This is a genomic window from Klebsiella sp. CB_Kp196, from assembly GCF_040061575.1.
In the GTDB taxonomy this organism is placed as follows: Bacteria; Pseudomonadota; Gammaproteobacteria; order Enterobacterales; family Enterobacteriaceae; genus Klebsiella; species Klebsiella michiganensis.
On record NZ_JBEAFH010000060.1, the window covers coordinates 20546 to 39558 of the forward strand.

Sequence of the window (19013 nt, forward strand, 5' to 3'; positions counted from 1 at the left end):
AGATGATATGCAATCAAGAATAGAATTTCAAGAACTATTTTCGAGAATCGCAATGCCTTGATTCCCGTGCCGCGCCGGTTGCCTTGGCGGGCTTGTCACAAACCTACGTTTTCAAGAAGAAGGAAACCGCATGCCCCGCCGTTCGATCCTCTCCGCCGCCGAGCGCGAAAGCCTGCTGGCGTTGCCGGACACCAAGGATGAGTTGATCCGTCACTACACGTTCAGCGAAAGCGACCTCTCCATCATCCGGCAGCGGCGCGGCCCGGCCAATCGGCTGGGCTTCGCGGTGCAGCTCTGCTACCTGCGCTTTCCCGGCGTCATCCTTGGCGCTGATGAGCCACCGTTCCCGCCATTGCTGAGACTGGTCGCCAACCAGCTCAAGGTCGGCATCGAAAGCTGGGACGAGTACGGGCAGCGTGAGCAGACCCGACGCGAGCACCTGGTCGAGCTGCAAACGGTGTTCGGCTTCCAGCCGTTCACGATTGGCCACTACCGGCAGGCTGTCCAGTTGCTGACCGAGCTGGCCATGCAAACCGACAAGGGCATCGTGCTGGCCAGAGCCTTGATCGAGCACCTGCGGCGGCAGTCGGTCATTGTGCCCGCCCTCAACGCCGTCGAGCGGGCGAGCGCCGAAGCGATTACCCGCGCCAACCGGCGTCTCTACGACGCCTTGGCTGAGCCGCTGACGGACGTGCATCGCCGTCGCCTCGACGATCTGCTCAAGCGCCGCGACAACGGCAAGACGACGTGGCTGGCCTGGCTGCGGCAATCCCCGGTCAAACCGAACTCGCGGCACATGCTGGAACACATCGAACGCCTCAAGGCGTGGCAGGCGCTCGACCTGCCCTCCGGCATCGAGCGGCTGGTTCACCAGAACCGGCTGCTCAAGATCGCCCGCGAGGGCGGCCAGATGACGCCCGCCGACCTGGCGAAGTTCGAGCCGCAGCGGCGTTACGCGACCCTGGTGGCGCTCGCCATCGAGGGCATGGCCACCGTCACCGACGAAATCATCGACCTGCATGACCGCATCCTGGGCAAGCTGTTCAATGCCGCCAAGAACAAGCATCAGCAGCAGTTCCAGGCATCCGGCAAGGCGATCAATGCCAAGGTGCGGCTGTTCGGGCGCATCGGCCAGGCGCTGATCGAGGCCAAGCAAGCGGGCCGCGATCCGTTCGCCGCCATCGAGGCCGTCATGTCCTGGGATGCTTTCGCCGAGAGCGTCACCGAAGCGCAGCGGCTCGCGCAACCCGAGGACTTCGATTTCCTGCACCGCATCGGCGAGAGCTACGCCACGCTGCGCCGCTACGCGCCGGAATTTCTCGACGTGCTCAAGTTGCGGGCCGCGCCCGCCGCCAAGGACGTACTCGACGCCATCGAGGTGCTGCGCAGCATGAACAGCGACAACGCCCGCAAGGTGCCCACCGACGCGCCGACCGAGTTCATCAAGCCGCGCTGGCAGAAGCTGGTGATGACCGACACCGGCATCGACCGGCGCTACTACGAACTGTGCGCGCTGTCGGAGCTGAAGAACGCGCTGCGCTCCGGCGACATCTGGGTGCAAGGCTCGCGCCAGTTCAAGGACTTCGAGGACTACCTGGTGCCGCCCGCGAAATTCGCCAGCCTCAAGCAGGCCAGCGAATTGCCGCTGGCCGTGGCCACCGATTGCGACCAGTACCTGCATGACCGGCTGACGCTGCTGGAAACGCAGCTCGCCACCGTCAACCGCATGGCGCTGGCCAACGAGCTGCCGGACGCCATCATCACGGAGTCGGGCCTGAAGATCACGCCGCTCGATGCGGCGGTGCCCGATACCGCACAGGCCCTGATCGACCAGACGGCGATGATCCTACCGCACGTCAAGATCACCGAATTGCTGCTGGAGGTAGACGAATGGACGGGCTTCACCCGGCACTTCGCCCACCTGAAGTCAGGCGACCTGGCCAAGGACAAAAACCTGTTGCTGACCACGATCCTCGCCGACGCGATCAACCTGGGCCTGACCAAGATGGCGGAATCGTGCCCCGGCACGACCTACGCCAAGCTGGCCTGGCTGCAAGCCTGGCACATCCGCGACGAAACCTACGGGGCGGCACTGGCCGAGCTGGTCAACGCGCAGTTCCGACATCCCTTCGCCGAGCATTGGGGCGACGGCACCACGTCATCGTCGGACGGCCAGAACTTCCGCACCGGCAGCAAGGCCGAGAGCACCGGCCACATCAATCCGAAATACGGCAGCAGCCCAGGGCGGACGTTCTACACCCATATCTCCGACCAGTACGCGCCGTTCCACACCAAGGTCGTGAACGTCGGCGTGCGCGACTCGACCTACGTGCTCGACGGCCTGCTGTATCACGAATCCGACCTGCGGATCGAGGAGCACTACACCGACACGGCAGGGTTCACGGACCACGTCTTCGCGTTGATGCACCTGCTGGGCTTCCGCTTCGCCCCGCGCATTCGTGACCTGGGCGACACCAAGCTCTACATCCCGAAGGGCGATGCCACCTACGAGGCGTTGAAACCGATGATCGGCGGCACGCTCAACATCAAGCACGTCCGCGCCCATTGGGATGAAATCCTGCGGATGGCCACCTCGATCAAGCAGGGCACGGCGACGGCCTCGCTGATGCTCAGGAAGCTTGGCAGCTACCCGCGCCAGAACGGCCTGGCCGTCGCCCTGCGTGAGCTGGGACGCATCGAGCGCACACTGTTCATCCTGGACTGGCTGCAAAGCGTCGAGCTGCGCCGCCGCGTGCATGCCGGGCTGAACAAAGGCGAGGCGCGCAACGCGCTGGCCCGCGCCGTGTTCTTCAACCGCCTGGGGGAAATCCGCGACCGCAGCTTCGAGCAGCAGCGCTACCGGGCCACGGTCAAGCCGTCGATGACGGCCTGTTGCAGTACCTGTCGCCGCTCGGCTGGGAGCACATCAACCTGACCGGCGATTACCTCTGGCGCAGCAGCGCCAAGATCGGCGCGGGCAAGTTCAGGCCGCTACGGCCGCTGCAACCGGCTTAGCGTGCTTTATTTTCCGTTTTCTGAGACGACCCCTGACGGGCGGACCGCGCCTGACGTCAGCGGTATCCAGTCAATCTGGGCCTTCATGATGCCGGTCATGGCCCCGTGACGCTCCGGAGAGCACCAGACCATGCCTTCCGACCAGAGAACCAGCTCCCGCAGCTCAGCCACTTTCGGGTGCGTCTCCGGCGCATCATCGGGCAGTGGCAGGCCGGACGGGTTGAAAATTTTCACCTCCGCGCCCATGGCCGTCAGCAGCCGGGCACCTTCTTCCGTTGTCAGCCGGCTGTAAGAGCGCGCCCGCAGCGAGCCGTAGAGCATCAGGATGCGGGGCGGATGCGTTATCTCTCTGGCCTTCAGCTTATCTTCCGTCAGCGGCGCGTCCAGGAGGGCCGGATCGATATTTTTCAGGGCATCAGTCAGGTTGTTCACAATGGGGTCTCTTCGGGAGTCTTTGCGGGTGACAGACTGCAGCTGCCGCCTGCGCAGCATTCTTCTGTCAGAAAGGCCATCAATTGCTCAAGCTGCGCATAGCAGGGCCTGCAGAACAGGGTACGACTCTGCCGTTCCTGGCTTATGAGTCCAGCGGATATCAGCGCTGAAAGATGATGGCTGAGCGTGGAGGCAGGAATCTCAAGGTGCTTCTGCAGTTCGCCAACCGGCAGGCCTTCATGACCCGCCCTGACCAGCTCCCGGTATATGCTGAGACGTGTCGGGTGGCCCAGTTCTCGAAGTGCGTTTGCAGCAGTGTTTAAATCCATAATACCTCCTTTATCTATATTTCCAGAATAATAGAAATATAGCCTGCGTCAATCGTTTCTGCCGTGAGGGTACCGCTTTCCCAATCATGCTCTGTCCGCCAGGTTATGGGGGGCAGAGCCAGAGCACTACCGAAATCCTTGCGAATACCCGTGCAGGGAATAATTTCCGCCCCCTTTATGGCCGGAAAAAAAACTGATAAACGTCGCCTTTTCAGAAGGTTGCTTTCTTAACGTGGTTTTTCGCATGGTTGGACCTCAGACCCCATACCCTGCCACTCCATGTACGACTCAATCTTCCGGCAGGCTAAAAAGGTTCTGTCGCATTAAGGCGGCATCAGGTAACGTACTATTTTTTGCGATGTTACTTGCTCATACCTCTGATCCGAAAAGCCTTTAAACGTTTACATTACCCTGTCGATATTATCGCTTAATGTGTTCGCTGGTATCTGGCTTACTCCCTGAGGCTGCGTAATCTGGAGGAAAAGATGGCTGAGCGCGGTATTTTCTGTCACTTTCAGAAGGCGACAGCACGAAATATCAAAAGTCGACCGCACGGTCTTTTCTGACGTTGGAGTCGCCTCAGAAAACGGAAAATAAAGCACGCTAAGGCGTAGTTCCCTCGGGCTACACCGCGTCCGCACTGCGCGGTTCTTTCTTCCCTTGCAGTGACGCAATCAGCGGACAGGAAACGTTCCCCTTCCGCGCATGGCAGGCGCACACCAAATCAGACAGCACGGCCTCCATGCGCGCCAGGTCAGCCATCCTCTCGCGCACGTCCTTGAGCTTGTGCTCGGCCAGGCTGCTGGCTTCCTCGCAATGGGTGCCATCCTCCAGCCGCAGCAGCTCGGCGATCTCATCCAGGCTGAAGCCCAACCGCTGGGCTGATTTCACGAAGCGCACCCGCGTTACATCCGTCTCGCCATAGCGGCGAATGCTGCCGTAAGGCTTGTCCGGTTCCGGGAGCAAGCCCTTGCGCTGATAGAACCGGATGGTCTCCACATTGACCCCGGCCGTCCTGGCGAAAACGCCAATGGTCAGGTTCTCCAAATTGTTTTCCATATCGCTTGACTCCGTACATAACTACGGAAGTAAGCTTAAGCTATCCAATTCAGATTCGAAAGGACAAACGTATGTCTGAACCTCAAAACGGGCGCGGCGCGCTCTTCACTGGCGGGCTGGCCGCCATCCTCGCCTCGGCTTGCTGCCTCGGGCCGCTGGTTCTGATCGCCTTGGGGTTCAGCGGCGCTTGGATCGGCAACTTGACGGTGTTGGAACCCTATCGCCCCATCTTTATCGGCGTGGCGCTGGTGGCGTTGTTCTTCGCCTGGCGGCGCATCTACCGGCCGTCAGCCGCCTGCAAACCGGGTGAGGTTTGCGCGATTCCCCAAGTGCGAGCTACTTACAAGCTCATTTTCTGGGGCGTGGCCGTGCTGGTTTTGGTCGCGCTCGGATTTCCCTACGTCGTGCCATTTTTCTATTGATCACAGGAGTTCACCATGAAAAAGCTGCTTTCCGCCCTTGCCCTCGCTGCCGTTGTTGCCCCCGTGTGGGCCGCCACCCAGACCGTTACGCTGTCCGTACCGGGCATGACCTGCTCGGCCTGTCCGATCACTGTCAAGAAGGCGATTTCCAAGGTCGATGGCGTCAGTAAAGTTGACGTGACCTTCGAGACGCGCGAAGCGGTGGTCACCTTCGATGATGCCAAGACCAGCGTGCAGAAACTGACCAAGGCTACCGAGGATGCGGGCTACCCATCATCAGTCAAGAACTGATCATGAAAGACCCGAAGACACTGCTGCGGGTCAGCATCATTGGCACAACCCTCGTGGCGCTGTGTTGCTTCACCCCTGTTCTGGTCATTTTGCTCGGTGTGGTCGGCTTGTCCGCGCTGACCGGCTATCTGGACTATGTGCTGCTGCCTGCGCTGGCGATTTTCATCGGCTTGACCATCTACGCCATCCAACGAAAACGCCAAGCCGATGCCTGCTGCACCCCGAAATTCAATGGAGTAAAAAAATGACCGAAATCACCGTGAATGGCATGACCTGCACATCCTGCGCCACCCATGTCAAAGATGCTTTGGAAAAGATTCCCGGCGTGAATGCCGCTGTGGTGTCCTATCCAGAAAGCCGCGCGCAAGTCATGGCAGACACCGCCGTGAGCCACAACCAACTGCTGGCCGCCATCGCCGCATTGGGTTATCAAGGCTCGATCCGGGTTGGTGATTTCAAAGATGAACCAAAAATCCGTGATGCACTTGAGGGCGCCGGTTTGCATATCGCCATCATTGGCAGCGGCGGGGCCGCGATGGCGGCGGCGCTGAAGGCCGTCGAGCAAGGCGCGACGGTCACGCTGATCGAACGCGGCACCATCGGCGGCACCTGCGTCAATATCGGCTGTGTGCCGTCCAAGATCATGATCCGCGCTGCCCATATTGCCCATCTGCGCCGGGAAAGTCCGTTCGACGGCGGTATTGCGGCAACTGTGCCTGCGATTGACCGCAGCAAACTGCTGGCCCAGCAGCAGGCCCGTGTCGATGAACTGCGGCACGCCAAATACGAAGGCATCCTGGACGGCAATCCAGCCATCACCGTTTTGCACGGTGAAGCGCGTTTCAAGGACGACCAGAGCCTGGTCGTCCGTTTGAACGAGGGTGGCGAGCGCGAGGTAACGTTCGACCGCTGCCTGGTCGCCACCGGTGCCAGTCCGGCCGTGCCGCCGATTCCGGGCCTGAAAGAGTCACCCTACTGGACTTCCACCGAAGCGCTTGTCAGCGACACCATTCCCGCACGCCTGGCCGTGATCGGTTCGTCGGTGGTGGCGTTGGAACTGGCGCAAGCCTTTGCCCGGCTCGGCAGCCAGGTCACGATCCTGGCACGCAGCACCTTGTTCTTCCGGGAAGACCCGGCCATCGGCGAGGCCGTGACAGCCGCTTTCCGCGCCGAGGGCATCGAGGTGCTGGAGCACACGCAAGCCAGCCAGGTCGCCCATGTGAACGGCGAATTCGTGCTGACCACCGGACACGGTGAATTGCGCGCTGACAAGTTGCTGGTTGCCACCGGTCGGGCACCGAATACGCGCAGCCTCGCGCTGGACGCGGCGGGGGTCACTGTCAATGCGCAAGGGGCCATCGTTATCGACCAAGGCATGCGCACGAGCAACCCGAACATCTACGCGGCCGGCGACTGCACCGACCAGCCGCAGTTCGTCTACGTGGCAGCGGCCGCCGGCACCCGTGCCGCGATCAACATGACCGGCGGCGACGCAGCCCTCAATCTGACCGCGATGCCGGCAGTGGTGTTCACCGACCCGCAAGTCGCCACCGTGGGCTACAGCGAGGCGGAAGCGCACCACGATGGCATCGAGACCGACAGTCGCACGCTGACACTCGACAACGTTCCGCGAGCGCTTGCCAACTTCGACACACGCGGCTTCATCAAGCTGGTCATCGAGGAAGGTAGCGGACGGCTCATCGGCGTGCAGGCGGTGGCCCCGGAAGCGGGCGAACTGATCCAGACGGCGGTGCTCGCCATCCGCAACCGCATGACGGTGCAGGAACTGGCCGACCAGTTGTTCCCCTACCTGACAATGGTCGAGGGGTTGAAGCTTGCGGCGCAGACCTTCAACAAGGACGTGAAGCAGCTTTCCTGCTGCGCTGGATAAAAAAAGGAGGTTTTCAATGAGCGCCTACACCGTGTCCCGGCTGGCCCTTGATGCCGGGGTGAGCGTGCATATCGTGCGCGACTACCTGCTGCGCGGATTGCTGCGTCCGGTGGCGTGCACCCCGGGCGGCTATGGCCTGTTCGATGATGCCGCCTTGCAACGGCTGTGCTTCGTGCGGGCGGCCTTCGAGGCGGGCATCGGCCTGGACGCGCTGGCGCGGCTGTGCCGGGCGCTGGATGCTGCGGACGGCGATGAAGCGGCCGCGCAGCTTGCCGTTCTGCGCCAGTTCGTCGAGCGTCGGCGCGAAGCGTTGGCCGATCTGGAGGTGCAGTTGGCCACCATGCCGACCGAGCCGGCACAGCACGCGGAGAGTCTGCCATGAACAGCCCCGAGCGCTTGCCGTCCGAGACGCACAAACCGATCACCGGCTACCTGTGGGGCGCGCTGGCCGTGCTCACCTGTCCCTGCCATTTGCCGATTCTCGCCATTGTGCTGGCCGGCACGACGGCCGGCGCGTTCATCGGAGAGTACTGGGGTATCGCAGCCCTCACGCTGACCGGTTTGTTCGTCCTGTCTGTGACACGACTGCTGCGGGCCTTCAAAGATCGATCATGAGCGCTTCCCATTGAGACAAACCACGCTGTCGCTACGTTGCCTCATGCCGGCATCAAATTCGGCTGAGTAGCTTCTCGCCATCTGGACGTAGCTCACCCTTGGGTGAAACATGCCGATACAGGGTCTGCCGCGTGACGCCAAGTTCCTGGCACAGGTCGCCGACCTTGGTCTCTGGCTGACCCATTGCCGCCATCGCCAGCCGCAGCTTGGCGGCGGTCATCTTGAACGGCCGGCCGCCTTTCCGCCCGCGCGCGCGGGCCGAGGCTAGGCCGGCAATCGTGCGCTCCGCGATCAACTCGCGCTCGAACTCGGCCAGGGCGGCGAAGATGCCAAAGACCAGCTTGCCGGCGGCGGTCGTGGTGTCGATGGCCGCGCCGTGCCCGGTTAATACCTTCAAGCCGATGCCGCGCCCAGTCAGGTCGTGCACGGTGTTGATGAGATGTCGCAGGTCGCGTCCGAGCCGATCCAGTTTCCACACGACCAGTGTGTCGCCAGTTCGCAACGCCTTCAGGCAGCTCGTCAAGCCGGGCCGATCCTCGCGCATGCCGGATGCCTGGTCCTCGTAAAGATGTACTGGATCGACCCCGGCGGCAATCAGCGCGTCGCGCTGCAAATCGGTAGCCTGGGAGCCGTCCGCCTTCGATACCCGCATGTAGCCTATCAGCATGTCGTACCTGTCACATATACGTTCGTTTGTGCGTGAAGGTGGAGGGATGAAAAGTTGGCAGTTATCGCAGCTACCCGGTCACTACCCCATGACATAGGTACTCACTCTTTCCATTGACCCTCTCCCATTAACTAAAGCGTGAAACGATTGAGGTATGAGTAGATGGTAGTCCCGTCTTCTTTTTCTATTATTTCTTCTCCGCCTATAAACCTCTGCCCCAATGAAATTGAAGGAGTATTACCATTATCAACAGTGGCGCCAATAAAAATAGCCTCAACTCCAGCCCCCTTGAGACCATTCTTAAACTCGTTGAATGCCTTTTCTACTGTATCTCTACCAACCCCTTTACCTCTAAAGTCCGCTCTAACAAACCATCCTACATCAGTTGTTCCCTCATCAAGAGAGACAATAAACACACATATTGCGATTATTTCGTCGCGATCATTCAAAGTAGCATAAGTGAATCGGCTCCTGTTTTTTTCAGGAATATCCATATGGACTAGTAAATCTTCATATAGGGAGGAGCGCTTAAGACTGATAACGGAATTATTATAAGCATCACATAACGCATTGTATCCTGATTCAATTATCTCGATATTATTCATCTAATTATCATCCAGTTATTAATATTTAAACTAATAAACAACTCTTGTGCTAAACCCGGAATTAATGACAGCAACGGCGATGAATTGACCTAGCCAGTCGCAATGGAATTGTCCATGCCGATAGTGAGTACCGTCTGGCTATCTTTCACAATTCGGATGAACTCATTTTTCCCGAGCACCCTGATTAACCTGCTGATACCTTTTCCACCACGTGAAACCTTTATCTGCGCCTTAATTTTTTCCGGGGCTATATAGCTATTCAACCCTTCCACAGAGCACAATGCATAAAATCGCAGATTCGCAGAATGACTCAGAAAATTGGTTTTCCGGTCAGGGCTCATCCATCCGATCATGTCCAAGATATCATCATTGTTACCAACGGTGCAAAACTGGGTCTTCCGCAACTTAGGTGGAGTTGTTTAAGCCAGAGGGCTCATGACTCGTCGTCGAAGTAACTCGAAGCCAGCTCGACCGTACATCTGTCGTTTCAGCATCTTCAGGCGGTTTACATGGCCTTCCACAACGCCATTACTCCATCTGCTGCTTATCGCTTCGTGTATTGCTGTTGCATCCGCTTCCATACTGGCCGCAACACGCTGAAGGTCAATGAGCCCACTTTGACTTACGTCAGTGAACGATTGATTTAACTGCGATTTATTCTTCGTTTTCAGCATTCGATAGAAGTCGAGCGACAGCTGTTGCGCCATTTTCAGTTGCGGTTCTTTCTGGCACATCGATTCGATGAAGCGGGATGCATAGTTTTCTTCTCCTCTGATCATTCGCCAGGGCATTAACCAGCGGCTTACCCTGGATGCTGAGGGGAGTCGAACTGGGGCGATAACGGGACTGTTAACCTGCTTACGCCACTTAGCCACAACATCCCTGACCGTCGTTTCGCTCCCGGTGAAGCCAACATTTACCATCTCCCTCCAAGCCTATATTTGCAACAGTGCCAGTATTCTCCTCCCAGATGATACTAGCTGAATGATTTCCATCGAATTACTGTAATGTAGTACCACCCGCAGAAACGCCCAAGGTATTGGCCGGATGTTATGCGGTCGAGAAACGCATGACTCCACAAGATACGCACAGGGTTGTTGTTTATCCATCTCTCGGGCTAGTGTATCCATCAGGGCGGATTTGTTTTTATCACCATTTTGTCTATAAGTCAGAAAAGGAATAATGTTGGGAAAAACAGTTATCAAGGGAATCGGTAACAGCAGCATTATCTTAATGAATAAATCCCACACAAAAAATACCTTACTCATTCGACTTCGTGTTATACATACCAGTATTTATAACAGTTTTAATCATCTAAATAGTCTTTTCAAGTATAGAACGTTATATTGAACATCAAACAGTTATTAAGGCTGGGATTGACTAAAGCGTTTTCTTTTCAAATACAATATGACGGTGTGGCTTTACAACAATACAACTGATGCATGAGCCATCTCTTTGAGTGGATCAATAGCCCGGCTCTGCATCAGTTGGAACAAGCCGAATGGAGGTTGCCAATTTTCACGACTTATTCAATCACCGTAATTACTCTCCACAATAAAACTAGGCCTGTAGCCGAAGATTTTGATGATGAGCTTGAACTGTCACAGAGCCGGTGGTACCGAACACTTCAAACGTATGAACGTAGGCGGGACGTTAGCTTATTGATAGTTCGTAGGAGTAAATCTCACCAATTCCAATTGTACGGTTGATGGATTTTATAGGATAGTCATATATTGCTCCCAATTGTTTTTCAACGCTATTATTTGGATGATTGTTAATTAAGAAAACGCAGATACCGATAGCCGTAGGCTTTGTACCTAAGGATGTCAGCACCAGTCTTGGGTTTTCTGCATATATATCTAATAAGGTCTGATATACGGCGTAAGGGTTTGCACCAGGACAGGTTCTTAGATCTGTCTCCATGCTGTCGAAATGTAATAAATGCTTTCTGAGTGATTTGTTCTCCCAGCCTGGGATATAAGCTGGGACTGATATACAAGCCAGTAATTTATTGAAGCTTGCCCCATCATCATTACTTAAAATCTGGCCTAGACGAGAGTTTTCAAATCCTAAGAATGAAACCAGGCTGGTTTTTTGTAAGCCAGATGTGATTGTATTCAGTGAAAATACGGGAAGAGAAGAAAATGGCTGTCGGCCATCGCTTAATTGATACTCCTCATCCCCGCCCTCAGTCGAAGGCGACTTACTGTATTCTTTCGGTTCAATGTAGAGAACAGTAAATGATTCTATACCTTCAATCATATTAATGGAGTAAAAAAGATACAATATTTCAGGGAAATCAAGAGAAGTAGAGTCTATTATTACTTTTTTAGGCGACATAGAGATTAATGCATCCTTCAATGCTAACAATTTGTATTTATTACCATTGAGTTTTAATGCATATTCATCTTTTACATATTTAACCTGAAATGCATTGCTTGCGTTTACTTTTTTTATCGCCAGGCCAGTTCTCTCATCTAACTCTTCACCATAGAAAAAAATGTCATGATGGCGATTAGTAAAATCTAAGTTGTTGTGAGTTCTGATACGTTTGAATTTTATCATAACAGGCCCAACTGGTATGATGTGACTGAACTAGAAACATCAAAAGATGAGTCATCGATATCCCACCGGGCTCCATATTTCTTTAACAAGGATGAAAAATCTTCATCACTACCTACAAAAATGGTTTCAACCTCACCTTTGCTAAATTTTATTTTTTTCTTTTTTCTGTGGCTTATTCCAAAATATGGTGCAAGAACTGGATGTAAGACGTAATCATTGAGTTCCAGGTTGTCAGTTGATTTACTCTTCGTTCCTTTCTGTTCAATCAGCACGGACCACACCAATGATTCATTTAGGATTTCCTTAACATTATAAGCAAGAAGATTTATATCAGTTAAATCTAAAGTGAAATGGTTTACTTCTGATTCGCTCTGAGAACGTCGAGATTGGCAATAGTTGAAAATCGCACCAAGTCTTTTAGCCACTCTTTTTAGATGCATTCCATGAGCACCAAAATCTCCTATTTTTTCAATTTCGAGTTCACTCGTCTTCAGGGTGGCCTCTAATTGAGCTTCGATTGTCATGGATGGTATCGTTTTTGGCGGCAGTGGAGACGTGATATTTGTTTTTGTTACCGACTGGTGACATAACTCCAGAAAATGTCTGATGTTCCCTCTTGATAAATATACAAACTGTTTATAGCCAGCGTACAGTGGGCAGATTCTGGTTGGTAATTTATTATAAAGATAGAGAATTACACCGACGAGATTGTTAGGTATCCATGATTTATATTTTGTTGTATGTCCTGCTTTATATTGCAAATATTGTTCTAACACCTCGTCTGGGCTAATACTTTTCCTATTCAGCAATGCACCATTTATCAGGCTTGCCTCAGGAAATTTATCATCTATAAAATATTGAACTTGCAATTTTGACTTTGATTTAGACAAACCGGTTTCAATCATTGAATGTAATTTTTTAGTTAATGCGTCATCACTGAATATTTCATGTGATATCTCTTTTGTCGATTTTTCAGGAAGAAACTTACTGGCCAGATTTTTAATTGAATCCTGATACTCCTTCGTTTGTCTGTGCGGGATTTGATGTTCTGACGTAAATATGGAACGGAGTTTTTCATGATCAGTGTTTTCTATATAATCTGAAAAGCGCAGGGCTAATATCTCACCAGCAAATGTATCAAAGTCATTGAGATACAGTTCTTCTAAGTCTATATATCTGAAATCATGCTGCTCAACAATGCTTTCGTTGCCTAACGTTTTATGTGAAATATTAGCATTTTTCTTATAGGCAACACTGAACAGTAACGGCATGGATCCGTGCTTCATTAAAGTATTGATTATTGCCTGCTGGTCTGATGTCAAGTTCTCGAACTCGTCAATGTAAACTTGAAAATTAGGCTTTATAATGCATCCAGTTATTGCATGTAGTTTGCTAATGATATTCTGTAATGAAAATTTTGTATCAAGAGAAAACGGTGGTGTTTCAGTAACTGGGGCATTTATCCAATTGCAAAGAGTAAACAGTCTTTCATGTAAAAGATCGCTAACATCAACAAGTTTCGCATTTTTATCAATGCCCAAACCTTCAGAAATTGTATCTGGCAATTTCAGATTATTAATCTTCTCTTTCAACGAAAAAACAGGAGATTTTTCGGACAATAAATTATTGGTTAGTTTAACAAACTCAATAATCAGCGATAGACTCATGTACGTTTTGAAAGCTGTTGACCAAAATTTTCCGAGCCAAGCTTCGGTTAATAACTGGCTAAAGGATGTATCCGGGCGCCAATATATACCCAGATTGGAAAGATCCTCAATACCAATCGTATCTTTATTCACACTTAGAGCTGTCTGGTGGCAATGATACTTTAAGAACATCGTTTTTCCATATCCTCTCCCCCCAATAACTATACTTGCTTTTGTCGTTTTTTTTAGATTTACATCTTCGTACCCTAAGGGAAGAACATATTTACCATAGAGATCATCAGGTAATTCTTCGGCACGGTTTTTCGAAAAAATCTCGTTAAATTTCATATTTTACCTTTTGAATAACCTATTCCATCCTTCATTTTCAAACCAGAGGAATGAAAGATTATTATTTGGAGTTGAGTTTGCCAAGACATAACTAAGCCCCAAATTACCGAACCCTAATGGATTGCTTATTGAGTTCTTATTACATATATCAATGTACAATCTTAAGAAATCATTATGTGTATAGAAATATTCTCTATTTATTCTCCTGTTGGATGCTCTAAAGAAACTATGATTTTCATCCAAGTACTCAACAGGCCTAATAATTAGGTTTTTATATTTAGATTGTATCCTTATTGTTGAATCGCGTAGAGCCGCAAATGGAATGAATATTATTTTCTTTCCAAGTTCATCAAGATTTGTTTCTTTCATGAAAGTGTCAATTTGAGTGCCAGAACCAAGCATATCATCAAAAAAAACTATCGCTTTGATTCTTGGTGGCAATTTTTCTATATTTTCAACTTTTACCCCTAAGTTTTTATCGAAAAAATCTCTTTGTAGGAATGTGTGTATTACATCACCACTTTTAGTGACTTTACTATCCACATTATTTATTACGGACGTTCGAAACGGAAGATTCCTTGCATGTTTTGGCGAGTTGATGTCATTCATCCATTTTTCAATATCCTCAATATGGTAAATATCTAACTCCTCTAAGATCTGTGGGAGAATAATTGAGAATATATTATAGCCCATAGATGTAACAGTTTCTCTGTTACGATATATCAACTCGCTTAACACAGAGGCTGCAAGATATTTTTCCTTTTCATCCTTGAAATTATCTAACCAGCGTTGCAGTACTGATACTTTTACATTATCCCAGTAACCAATCTTGATTAATTTTTTGGATTGTTCAATAATCGCTTCAGTATCTCTTGCTGTAATATGATCTATTTTCATGATGTTATTATCGCAGGGGTAGTTTTTTTATGTCATTTAATGTTATGTACTGCGCTCCAATGCCTTTCGAAATACTTTTAATCCAGTCGACTCCAAATTTCGATTTTAATGCCGCGGCAACCATTTCACCACATTCGTACTCAGAAGCTTTGATAACAAAAACACAATCTGTAATGGAAAAAGAACCGTTTCGTATGATCCCAACTTTCCCCAAACATCTTGTTCCTACACGGGGTACAACAACATCTCCTTTCACCGCCTGTACGGCTGAACCATTTTCTGCACTGTCATTGTTATTTTCAAATAAAGAAAAATCATTATAAAAAGAAGATGAATGGATTATCGCATCATGCAGTTGAGTTTTTTTCGTTTTGCTGATATTCCCTCTCATAACTTTTATACCTGAAGTTTCAATCGTTTTTTCGTTATTGTTATATTTAAAAGAGTTATATTGATGGTCGGCCCTTTCAATAAACTCTTCTTTTTTAAGCCTTATCGCTTTATTTTTTTTTGAACTTCTTGTTGTTATTGATGGGCTTATTGATTTTTTGTTACTGACAGTGAGAATATGAGTCCTTGCTTCAGTTCCCAAAAATGCCTTATTATCTAATTCTATAACATCTATATATTTAAATAATGAGGTTATTTTTTCTCTGAGTGGTTTATATTTCTCGCTTGAAAATATCGTATCAGGTACAACAATTCCACAACAACTGTCTCGATCAAGCAACTTAAGCGATAACATTAAGAACAAAACCTCAGCTCTGTAATATTTTGTTTTATGATTTAGTGCCCACTCCTTAAATAAGAACCTTGTATAGGCAGTATGTTCAGCTGTATAAAAAGGAGGATTGCCAATGACTATGCCATATGTACTGTTTTGTGCCTTTATTTTATCAAAACTGGCTGAATGGGTTGCATCTAAACATATACTCGTCGTGTTTTGTAATAGGTCTAACTTTCTGCAGTTTTCATCATCAATATCAATTCCGTAGAGCTTTGCGTTGTCGTATTTGAGCGCAGCTGTCATCAACAACGAGCCTTCACCAGCACTTAAGTCAATGATTGTACTTGCTTCGTCTGATGGTAATGATGAGATAAGCAACTCTGCCACATCCCGGTTTGTATAGTACTGAGATAGACGTTTTTTTCTTGAAATCGTTTTGCCCATGCTCAACTTGAACTTCCGCCTCTTCTGCTCTTGTTTTTGGAATGCTACCGCCCTCAGATCATCATGTCTGATAGCCATATCATTTAACAGATAATTCAAATGTTTTATCTTTGTTAAAGATATAGGCAACAGAGACTGGACTCAATAACTTTTCTACTTATTAAAATGTACGTTTGAAAAGTAGACTTCTGCGGTACACTCTGACTGACCTGCTCCCCGTATTTTCACACAGACTGCTGTTAGTTACTTCCGCCTTTGGCACAAAGCAGACGTTAAGACTTACAGCATCGGGAAACTTCTGGATGCCGCGTCAGCGGCATGGAGGCGCCAGATGAGGTTACATGTGTCTGTGGCGTCAAATGGCGCCGAAAGCCCGGCGTAGCCGGTTACCGGGCTATAAATTCTGCCACCCTACCCCCTGCCCTGATTAGCCTTAACCATCTAACAGCAATGAAGAAGTCAAAGTAATCCCTTTTAACCCCGGTGAGCGGGCTTTACGGCGTTTACGACGTAAAGGGCGTGATTTCCGGGGCCTTAGCGGCGGCAGCTTGCTGCTGACGCTTAGGGGGATGTTCATCAACTATTTCAGCGACACCAGGAAACTTAACACGGTAGCTGCAAAGCCATACCCGCTCAAAACGTCTCAGGAGCCTCTGTACGCGGTCGGAGTGGTCCCGGCAAGGCGTTAGCCGCAGTCGGGGCGTATCTCCGCGTTAGCGGGCCGGAGGGCCGCTTACGAGCGTGTACCAGACAACTGACCGCAGCTCCACCTACAGCGATGAAGAAGAGTAGTTACAACACCCATCATTAAAAGCGACACTACTCCCGGCCTTCGGCCGGGGGCGGCGGCGCTTTTCAGTGGTGGGGAGGGGCTCCTGGCTGGCAAACCGGCGCCGGTTTTATGATGGATTTCCTTTTGAATGCTGTAACTAATTTAATTCTCCGGCCGGGGCCCGTCGCGAAGCGATGGGAGCTCTCACTGGTGTTACCGAACCGGCGCGACCGTCAGGTCGCTGCAAGGGCGGCCATTCTCAGGAGCCTGTCCACAGGGCAGGCGATGAACAGGTTATGTGTTTACAGGATTTATTAAAGGATCTTTAAAAGAGGTACAGAGCTGGTGTTTAAAAGGAACCACGCGCCTTGAAAGTCCGACGGCATGTGCTTTGTGCGTATCACGGTTGTAGCCTAATGAAATACTCCCTTGCAGTTATATGTGGATAACAGAAATCGGCCGTCAGAAGTGACGCCGGCGATAACATTTAAGGCCACGTTGACGCCAGGAAGACCGGAATTATGGTGAGGAATGCAGGCCTGAAGATAAGATAATACGTAGTAGCCGGGCAACAGGCGAGCGAAAGCCTCCGGCGCCGGCCGGATTTTTTAAGGAAGGTAATGTTATATGGGCACAGTGGCCAGTCGCGTGTAGTTGTTCCCGCGCGACAGCAGCATGCGCTCCTGCACACGGCGCTCAACCTCACGCTTCAGCGCTTCTTTATCTCCCCTGAAGCGTCCGGTGGCGTATTCGCGGGTCAGTTGCTGACGCACGCGCGTCTCGATGTCATGACGCTGCCGTGATGCATCCCGCCGTGCAGTATCCCGCTTCCGGCCGTGAGATTTACGCTCAGCCTGATAGCAGCGAAAACGCTCACGCACGAACCGCCACGCTTTTGCGATCAGCTCGTCCATCTCCAGCGGTTTCAGTTTCTGCTTTTTGCGCTGCAGGTTTTCCCACTCCACACGGCTGCGGCGCGCGGCCACCACAGCCACCTCAGAAACGTCAAGCGCGGAAAACAGAGCCGGGGTGAAGGTGATATCGGTCGGGATGTTACAGCCGATCTGCGGGTCATATTCCGTCTGATAGGTGATGAGCCCCAGCTCCGCCAGAAACTTCAGCGCCCGGGTGGCACGGCTGACTGACAGGTTGCCGCTCCTGGACTCGGTGGCCAGTCCACACTCGATGGCCATATTGGTAATCGAGCGCTGCACGCGATTGGCCAGTGGATCATAGTGAAAACACATTGCCTGCAGTAGCGCGTCAATTGCACGCCGGCGCAACAGTGGTGGCATCCTGTGCCGCTTACCCAGCGAACGCAAAAACGCCACATGAATGGAAAAATCAAAACGGGACGTGAAGCCTTCGGCTTTCGCCATCAGCTTACGGCAGAACGGCAGGGTCTTTTTCCCTTCTCGCGGCGTGAAAACCGGGTTCGGGTTTTTAACTTGTGAATAGTGGTTTTGAAGGATATCAGTCACCGCTTCCTGCGCTTATGTTGCACGGAAGGAGCGAATGACACAGAAACTGATCTTGAAGTTTTCTGAGCATGTACATATACTCCCTGCATAGAGCAACACGTTCTATGCAGTTTATGAAGGCCCCGTTAATCTTTTCGTTCCGCCAAGATTGAAGAAGATTATCGGGGTTTTTGCTTTTCTGGTCCCGGGTAGATACCTCATCAGAACCAGTTCCCTGCCACCTTACGGCGTGGCACACCCAAAATTATTCAGACCATCAACAATCTAGCACTCAATATAAACATGATCAAGAATGTGAAGTCTTTACATCTAAAAGACCGCGTTCTGTAAGCTCTCGCTCAAGGAGCCTCTCGATAAACTGGGCTTGTGTCAGACCTTCTTCTTCACAAACCGCTATCATCACGTCCTTTAGTGGGTTTTTAACAAAAACCTTAACTTCTTTATGCGTTTCGCGTTTCCGCGCAATCGCGGCAAGCTGTCTCTCACTGGCAGACATTGGCTTACCTTTCCGGTATGCACGTTTTGCATTCGCAGAGGAAGTTGTTTTATCTGCTGGACGTGACATTTATCGCTCTCCTGACACCTCAGAAATGTCTTCGGAACGGAGGATACTACAGAACTCTCAGATCCTGCAAATCAATAACTTACTTTCAATTTGCAAGAGATCCTTTCTAAGATTGTCATTTGTATTGGCGTACAAATTTCAACTAAATGAGATGCCCATGTCCTCTTGTAAGAGAGATGGAGAGTAGCCCCATCCTGAACTAAAAATGAGTACCTTCAGGGGCAAGACTTAAGAGGTAAGAT

At 51.1% G+C, this 19013-nt stretch carries 17 protein-coding genes and 5 pseudogenes; 8 read left to right on the forward strand and 14 right to left on the reverse strand.

What is annotated here, in order from left to right; genetic code table 11:
* The first annotated feature begins 130 nt into the window (after positions 1-130).
* A pseudogene (locus ABLU87_RS22175) lies at positions 131-3015 on the forward strand (Tn3 family transposase).
* Positions 3016-3048: 33 nt separating this feature from the next.
* Here ABLU87_RS22175 and ABLU87_RS22180 read toward each other — a convergent pair.
* Positions 3049-3447: pseudogene (locus ABLU87_RS22180) on the reverse strand (NAD(P)H-dependent oxidoreductase); the annotation flags it as partial.
* The gene (locus tag ABLU87_RS22185) at positions 3444-3776 is read right to left on the reverse strand and encodes a metalloregulator ArsR/SmtB family transcription factor (protein WP_001549890.1); all 333 of its coding nucleotides are present in this window, start codon (positions 3774-3776) and stop codon (positions 3444-3446) included. The pseudogene ABLU87_RS22180 and the gene ABLU87_RS22185, both read right to left, overlap by 4 nt.
* A 371-nt stretch (positions 3777-4147) precedes the next feature.
* On the opposite strand from ABLU87_RS22185, the pseudogene ABLU87_RS22190 reads away from it, so the two are divergent.
* A pseudogene (locus ABLU87_RS22190) lies at positions 4148-4279 on the forward strand (IS6 family transposase); the annotation flags it as partial.
* 121 nt (positions 4280-4400) lie between these two features.
* On the opposite strand, the gene merR reads toward ABLU87_RS22190, so the two are convergent.
* Complete coding sequence (merR, locus tag ABLU87_RS22195) at positions 4401-4835, reverse strand: Hg(II)-responsive transcriptional regulator (protein WP_000429838.1); 435 nt, start codon at positions 4833-4835, stop codon at positions 4401-4403.
* Positions 4836-4906: 71 nt separating this feature from the next.
* On the opposite strand from merR, the gene merT reads away from it, so the two are divergent.
* Genes merT through merE form a run of 6 tightly spaced genes read left to right on the forward strand, consistent with a single transcriptional unit; the run spans position 4907 to position 8054 of the window.
* On the forward strand, positions 4907-5257 hold the full coding sequence (gene merT, locus ABLU87_RS22200) for a mercuric ion transporter MerT (protein WP_001294667.1): 351 nt from the start codon (positions 4907-4909) through the stop codon (positions 5255-5257).
* Positions 5258-5272: 15 nt separating this feature from the next.
* Positions 5273-5548 (forward strand): mercury resistance system periplasmic binding protein MerP, encoded by a 276-nt coding sequence (merP, locus tag ABLU87_RS22205; protein ID WP_000735441.1) that lies wholly within the window; start codon positions 5273-5275, stop codon positions 5546-5548.
* A gap of 2 nt (positions 5549-5550) precedes the next feature.
* On the forward strand, positions 5551-5796 hold the full coding sequence (gene merF / locus ABLU87_RS22210; RefSeq protein WP_000654684.1) for a mercury resistance system transport protein MerF: 246 nt from the start codon (positions 5551-5553) through the stop codon (positions 5794-5796).
* Entirely contained in the window at positions 5793-7439 is a 1647-nt protein-coding gene (gene merA, locus ABLU87_RS22215) for a mercury(II) reductase (protein WP_000136268.1), read from the forward strand. The genes merF and merA overlap by 4 nt, the downstream gene beginning before the upstream one ends.
* Positions 7440-7455: 16 nt before the next feature.
* Entirely contained in the window at positions 7456-7821 is a 366-nt protein-coding gene (merD, locus tag ABLU87_RS22220) for a mercury resistance co-regulator MerD (RefSeq protein WP_003465059.1), read from the forward strand.
* Positions 7818-8054, forward strand: a complete 237-nt coding sequence (gene merE, locus ABLU87_RS22225; protein ID WP_001087809.1) for a broad-spectrum mercury transporter MerE — start codon at positions 7818-7820, stop codon at positions 8052-8054. The genes merD and merE overlap by 4 nt, the downstream gene beginning before the upstream one ends.
* 52 nt (positions 8055-8106) lie before the next feature.
* Here merE and ABLU87_RS22230 read toward each other — a convergent pair whose 3' ends face one another.
* The 11 genes and pseudogenes from ABLU87_RS22230 to ABLU87_RS22280 form a co-directional block, all read right to left on the reverse strand.
* Complete coding sequence (locus tag ABLU87_RS22230) at positions 8107-8721, reverse strand: recombinase family protein (RefSeq protein ID WP_000904941.1); 615 nt, start codon at positions 8719-8721, stop codon at positions 8107-8109.
* Positions 8722-8852: 131 nt separating this feature from the next.
* Positions 8853-9326, reverse strand: a complete 474-nt coding sequence (locus ABLU87_RS22235) for a GNAT family N-acetyltransferase (RefSeq protein ID WP_013213991.1) — start codon at positions 9324-9326, stop codon at positions 8853-8855.
* Positions 9327-9745: 419 nt separating this feature from the next.
* Positions 9746-10258: pseudogene (locus ABLU87_RS22240) on the reverse strand (transposase); the annotation flags it as partial.
* 3 nt (positions 10259-10261) lie between these two features.
* Complete coding sequence (locus tag ABLU87_RS22245) at positions 10262-10594, reverse strand: hypothetical protein (protein WP_013213994.1); 333 nt, start codon at positions 10592-10594, stop codon at positions 10262-10264.
* A 385-nt stretch (positions 10595-10979) separates the two neighbouring features.
* Positions 10980-11891: a hypothetical protein gene (locus ABLU87_RS22250; RefSeq protein WP_013213995.1), complete on the reverse strand. Its 912-nt coding sequence runs from the start codon at positions 11889-11891 to the stop codon at positions 10980-10982.
* 51 nt (positions 11892-11942) lie between these two features.
* A pseudogene (locus ABLU87_RS22255) lies at positions 11943-13885 on the reverse strand (hypothetical protein).
* Positions 13886-13888: 3 nt separating this feature from the next.
* The gene (locus tag ABLU87_RS22260) at positions 13889-14782 is read right to left on the reverse strand and encodes a hypothetical protein (RefSeq protein WP_019706022.1); all 894 of its coding nucleotides are present in this window, start codon (positions 14780-14782) and stop codon (positions 13889-13891) included.
* 7 nt (positions 14783-14789) lie between these two features.
* Entirely contained in the window at positions 14790-15953 is a 1164-nt protein-coding gene (locus ABLU87_RS22265; protein ID WP_157845837.1) for an N-6 DNA methylase, read from the reverse strand.
* A 1395-nt stretch (positions 15954-17348) separates the two neighbouring features.
* Positions 17349-18206 carry an incFII family plasmid replication initiator RepA gene (gene repA / locus ABLU87_RS22270; protein ID WP_023317514.1) on the reverse strand — a complete coding sequence of 286 codons (858 nt, stop codon included), beginning with the start codon at positions 18204-18206 and terminating at the stop codon, positions 17349-17351.
* Complete coding sequence (gene tap / locus ABLU87_RS22275; RefSeq protein ID WP_004171457.1) at positions 18199-18276, reverse strand: RepA leader peptide Tap; 78 nt, start codon at positions 18274-18276, stop codon at positions 18199-18201. Before tap ends, repA begins: the two co-directional genes overlap by 8 nt.
* Positions 18277-18492: 216 nt before the next feature.
* On the reverse strand, positions 18493-18771 hold the full coding sequence (locus tag ABLU87_RS22280) for a replication regulatory protein RepA (protein ID WP_004099069.1): 279 nt from the start codon (positions 18769-18771) through the stop codon (positions 18493-18495).
* Positions 18772-19013 lie beyond the last annotated feature (242 nt).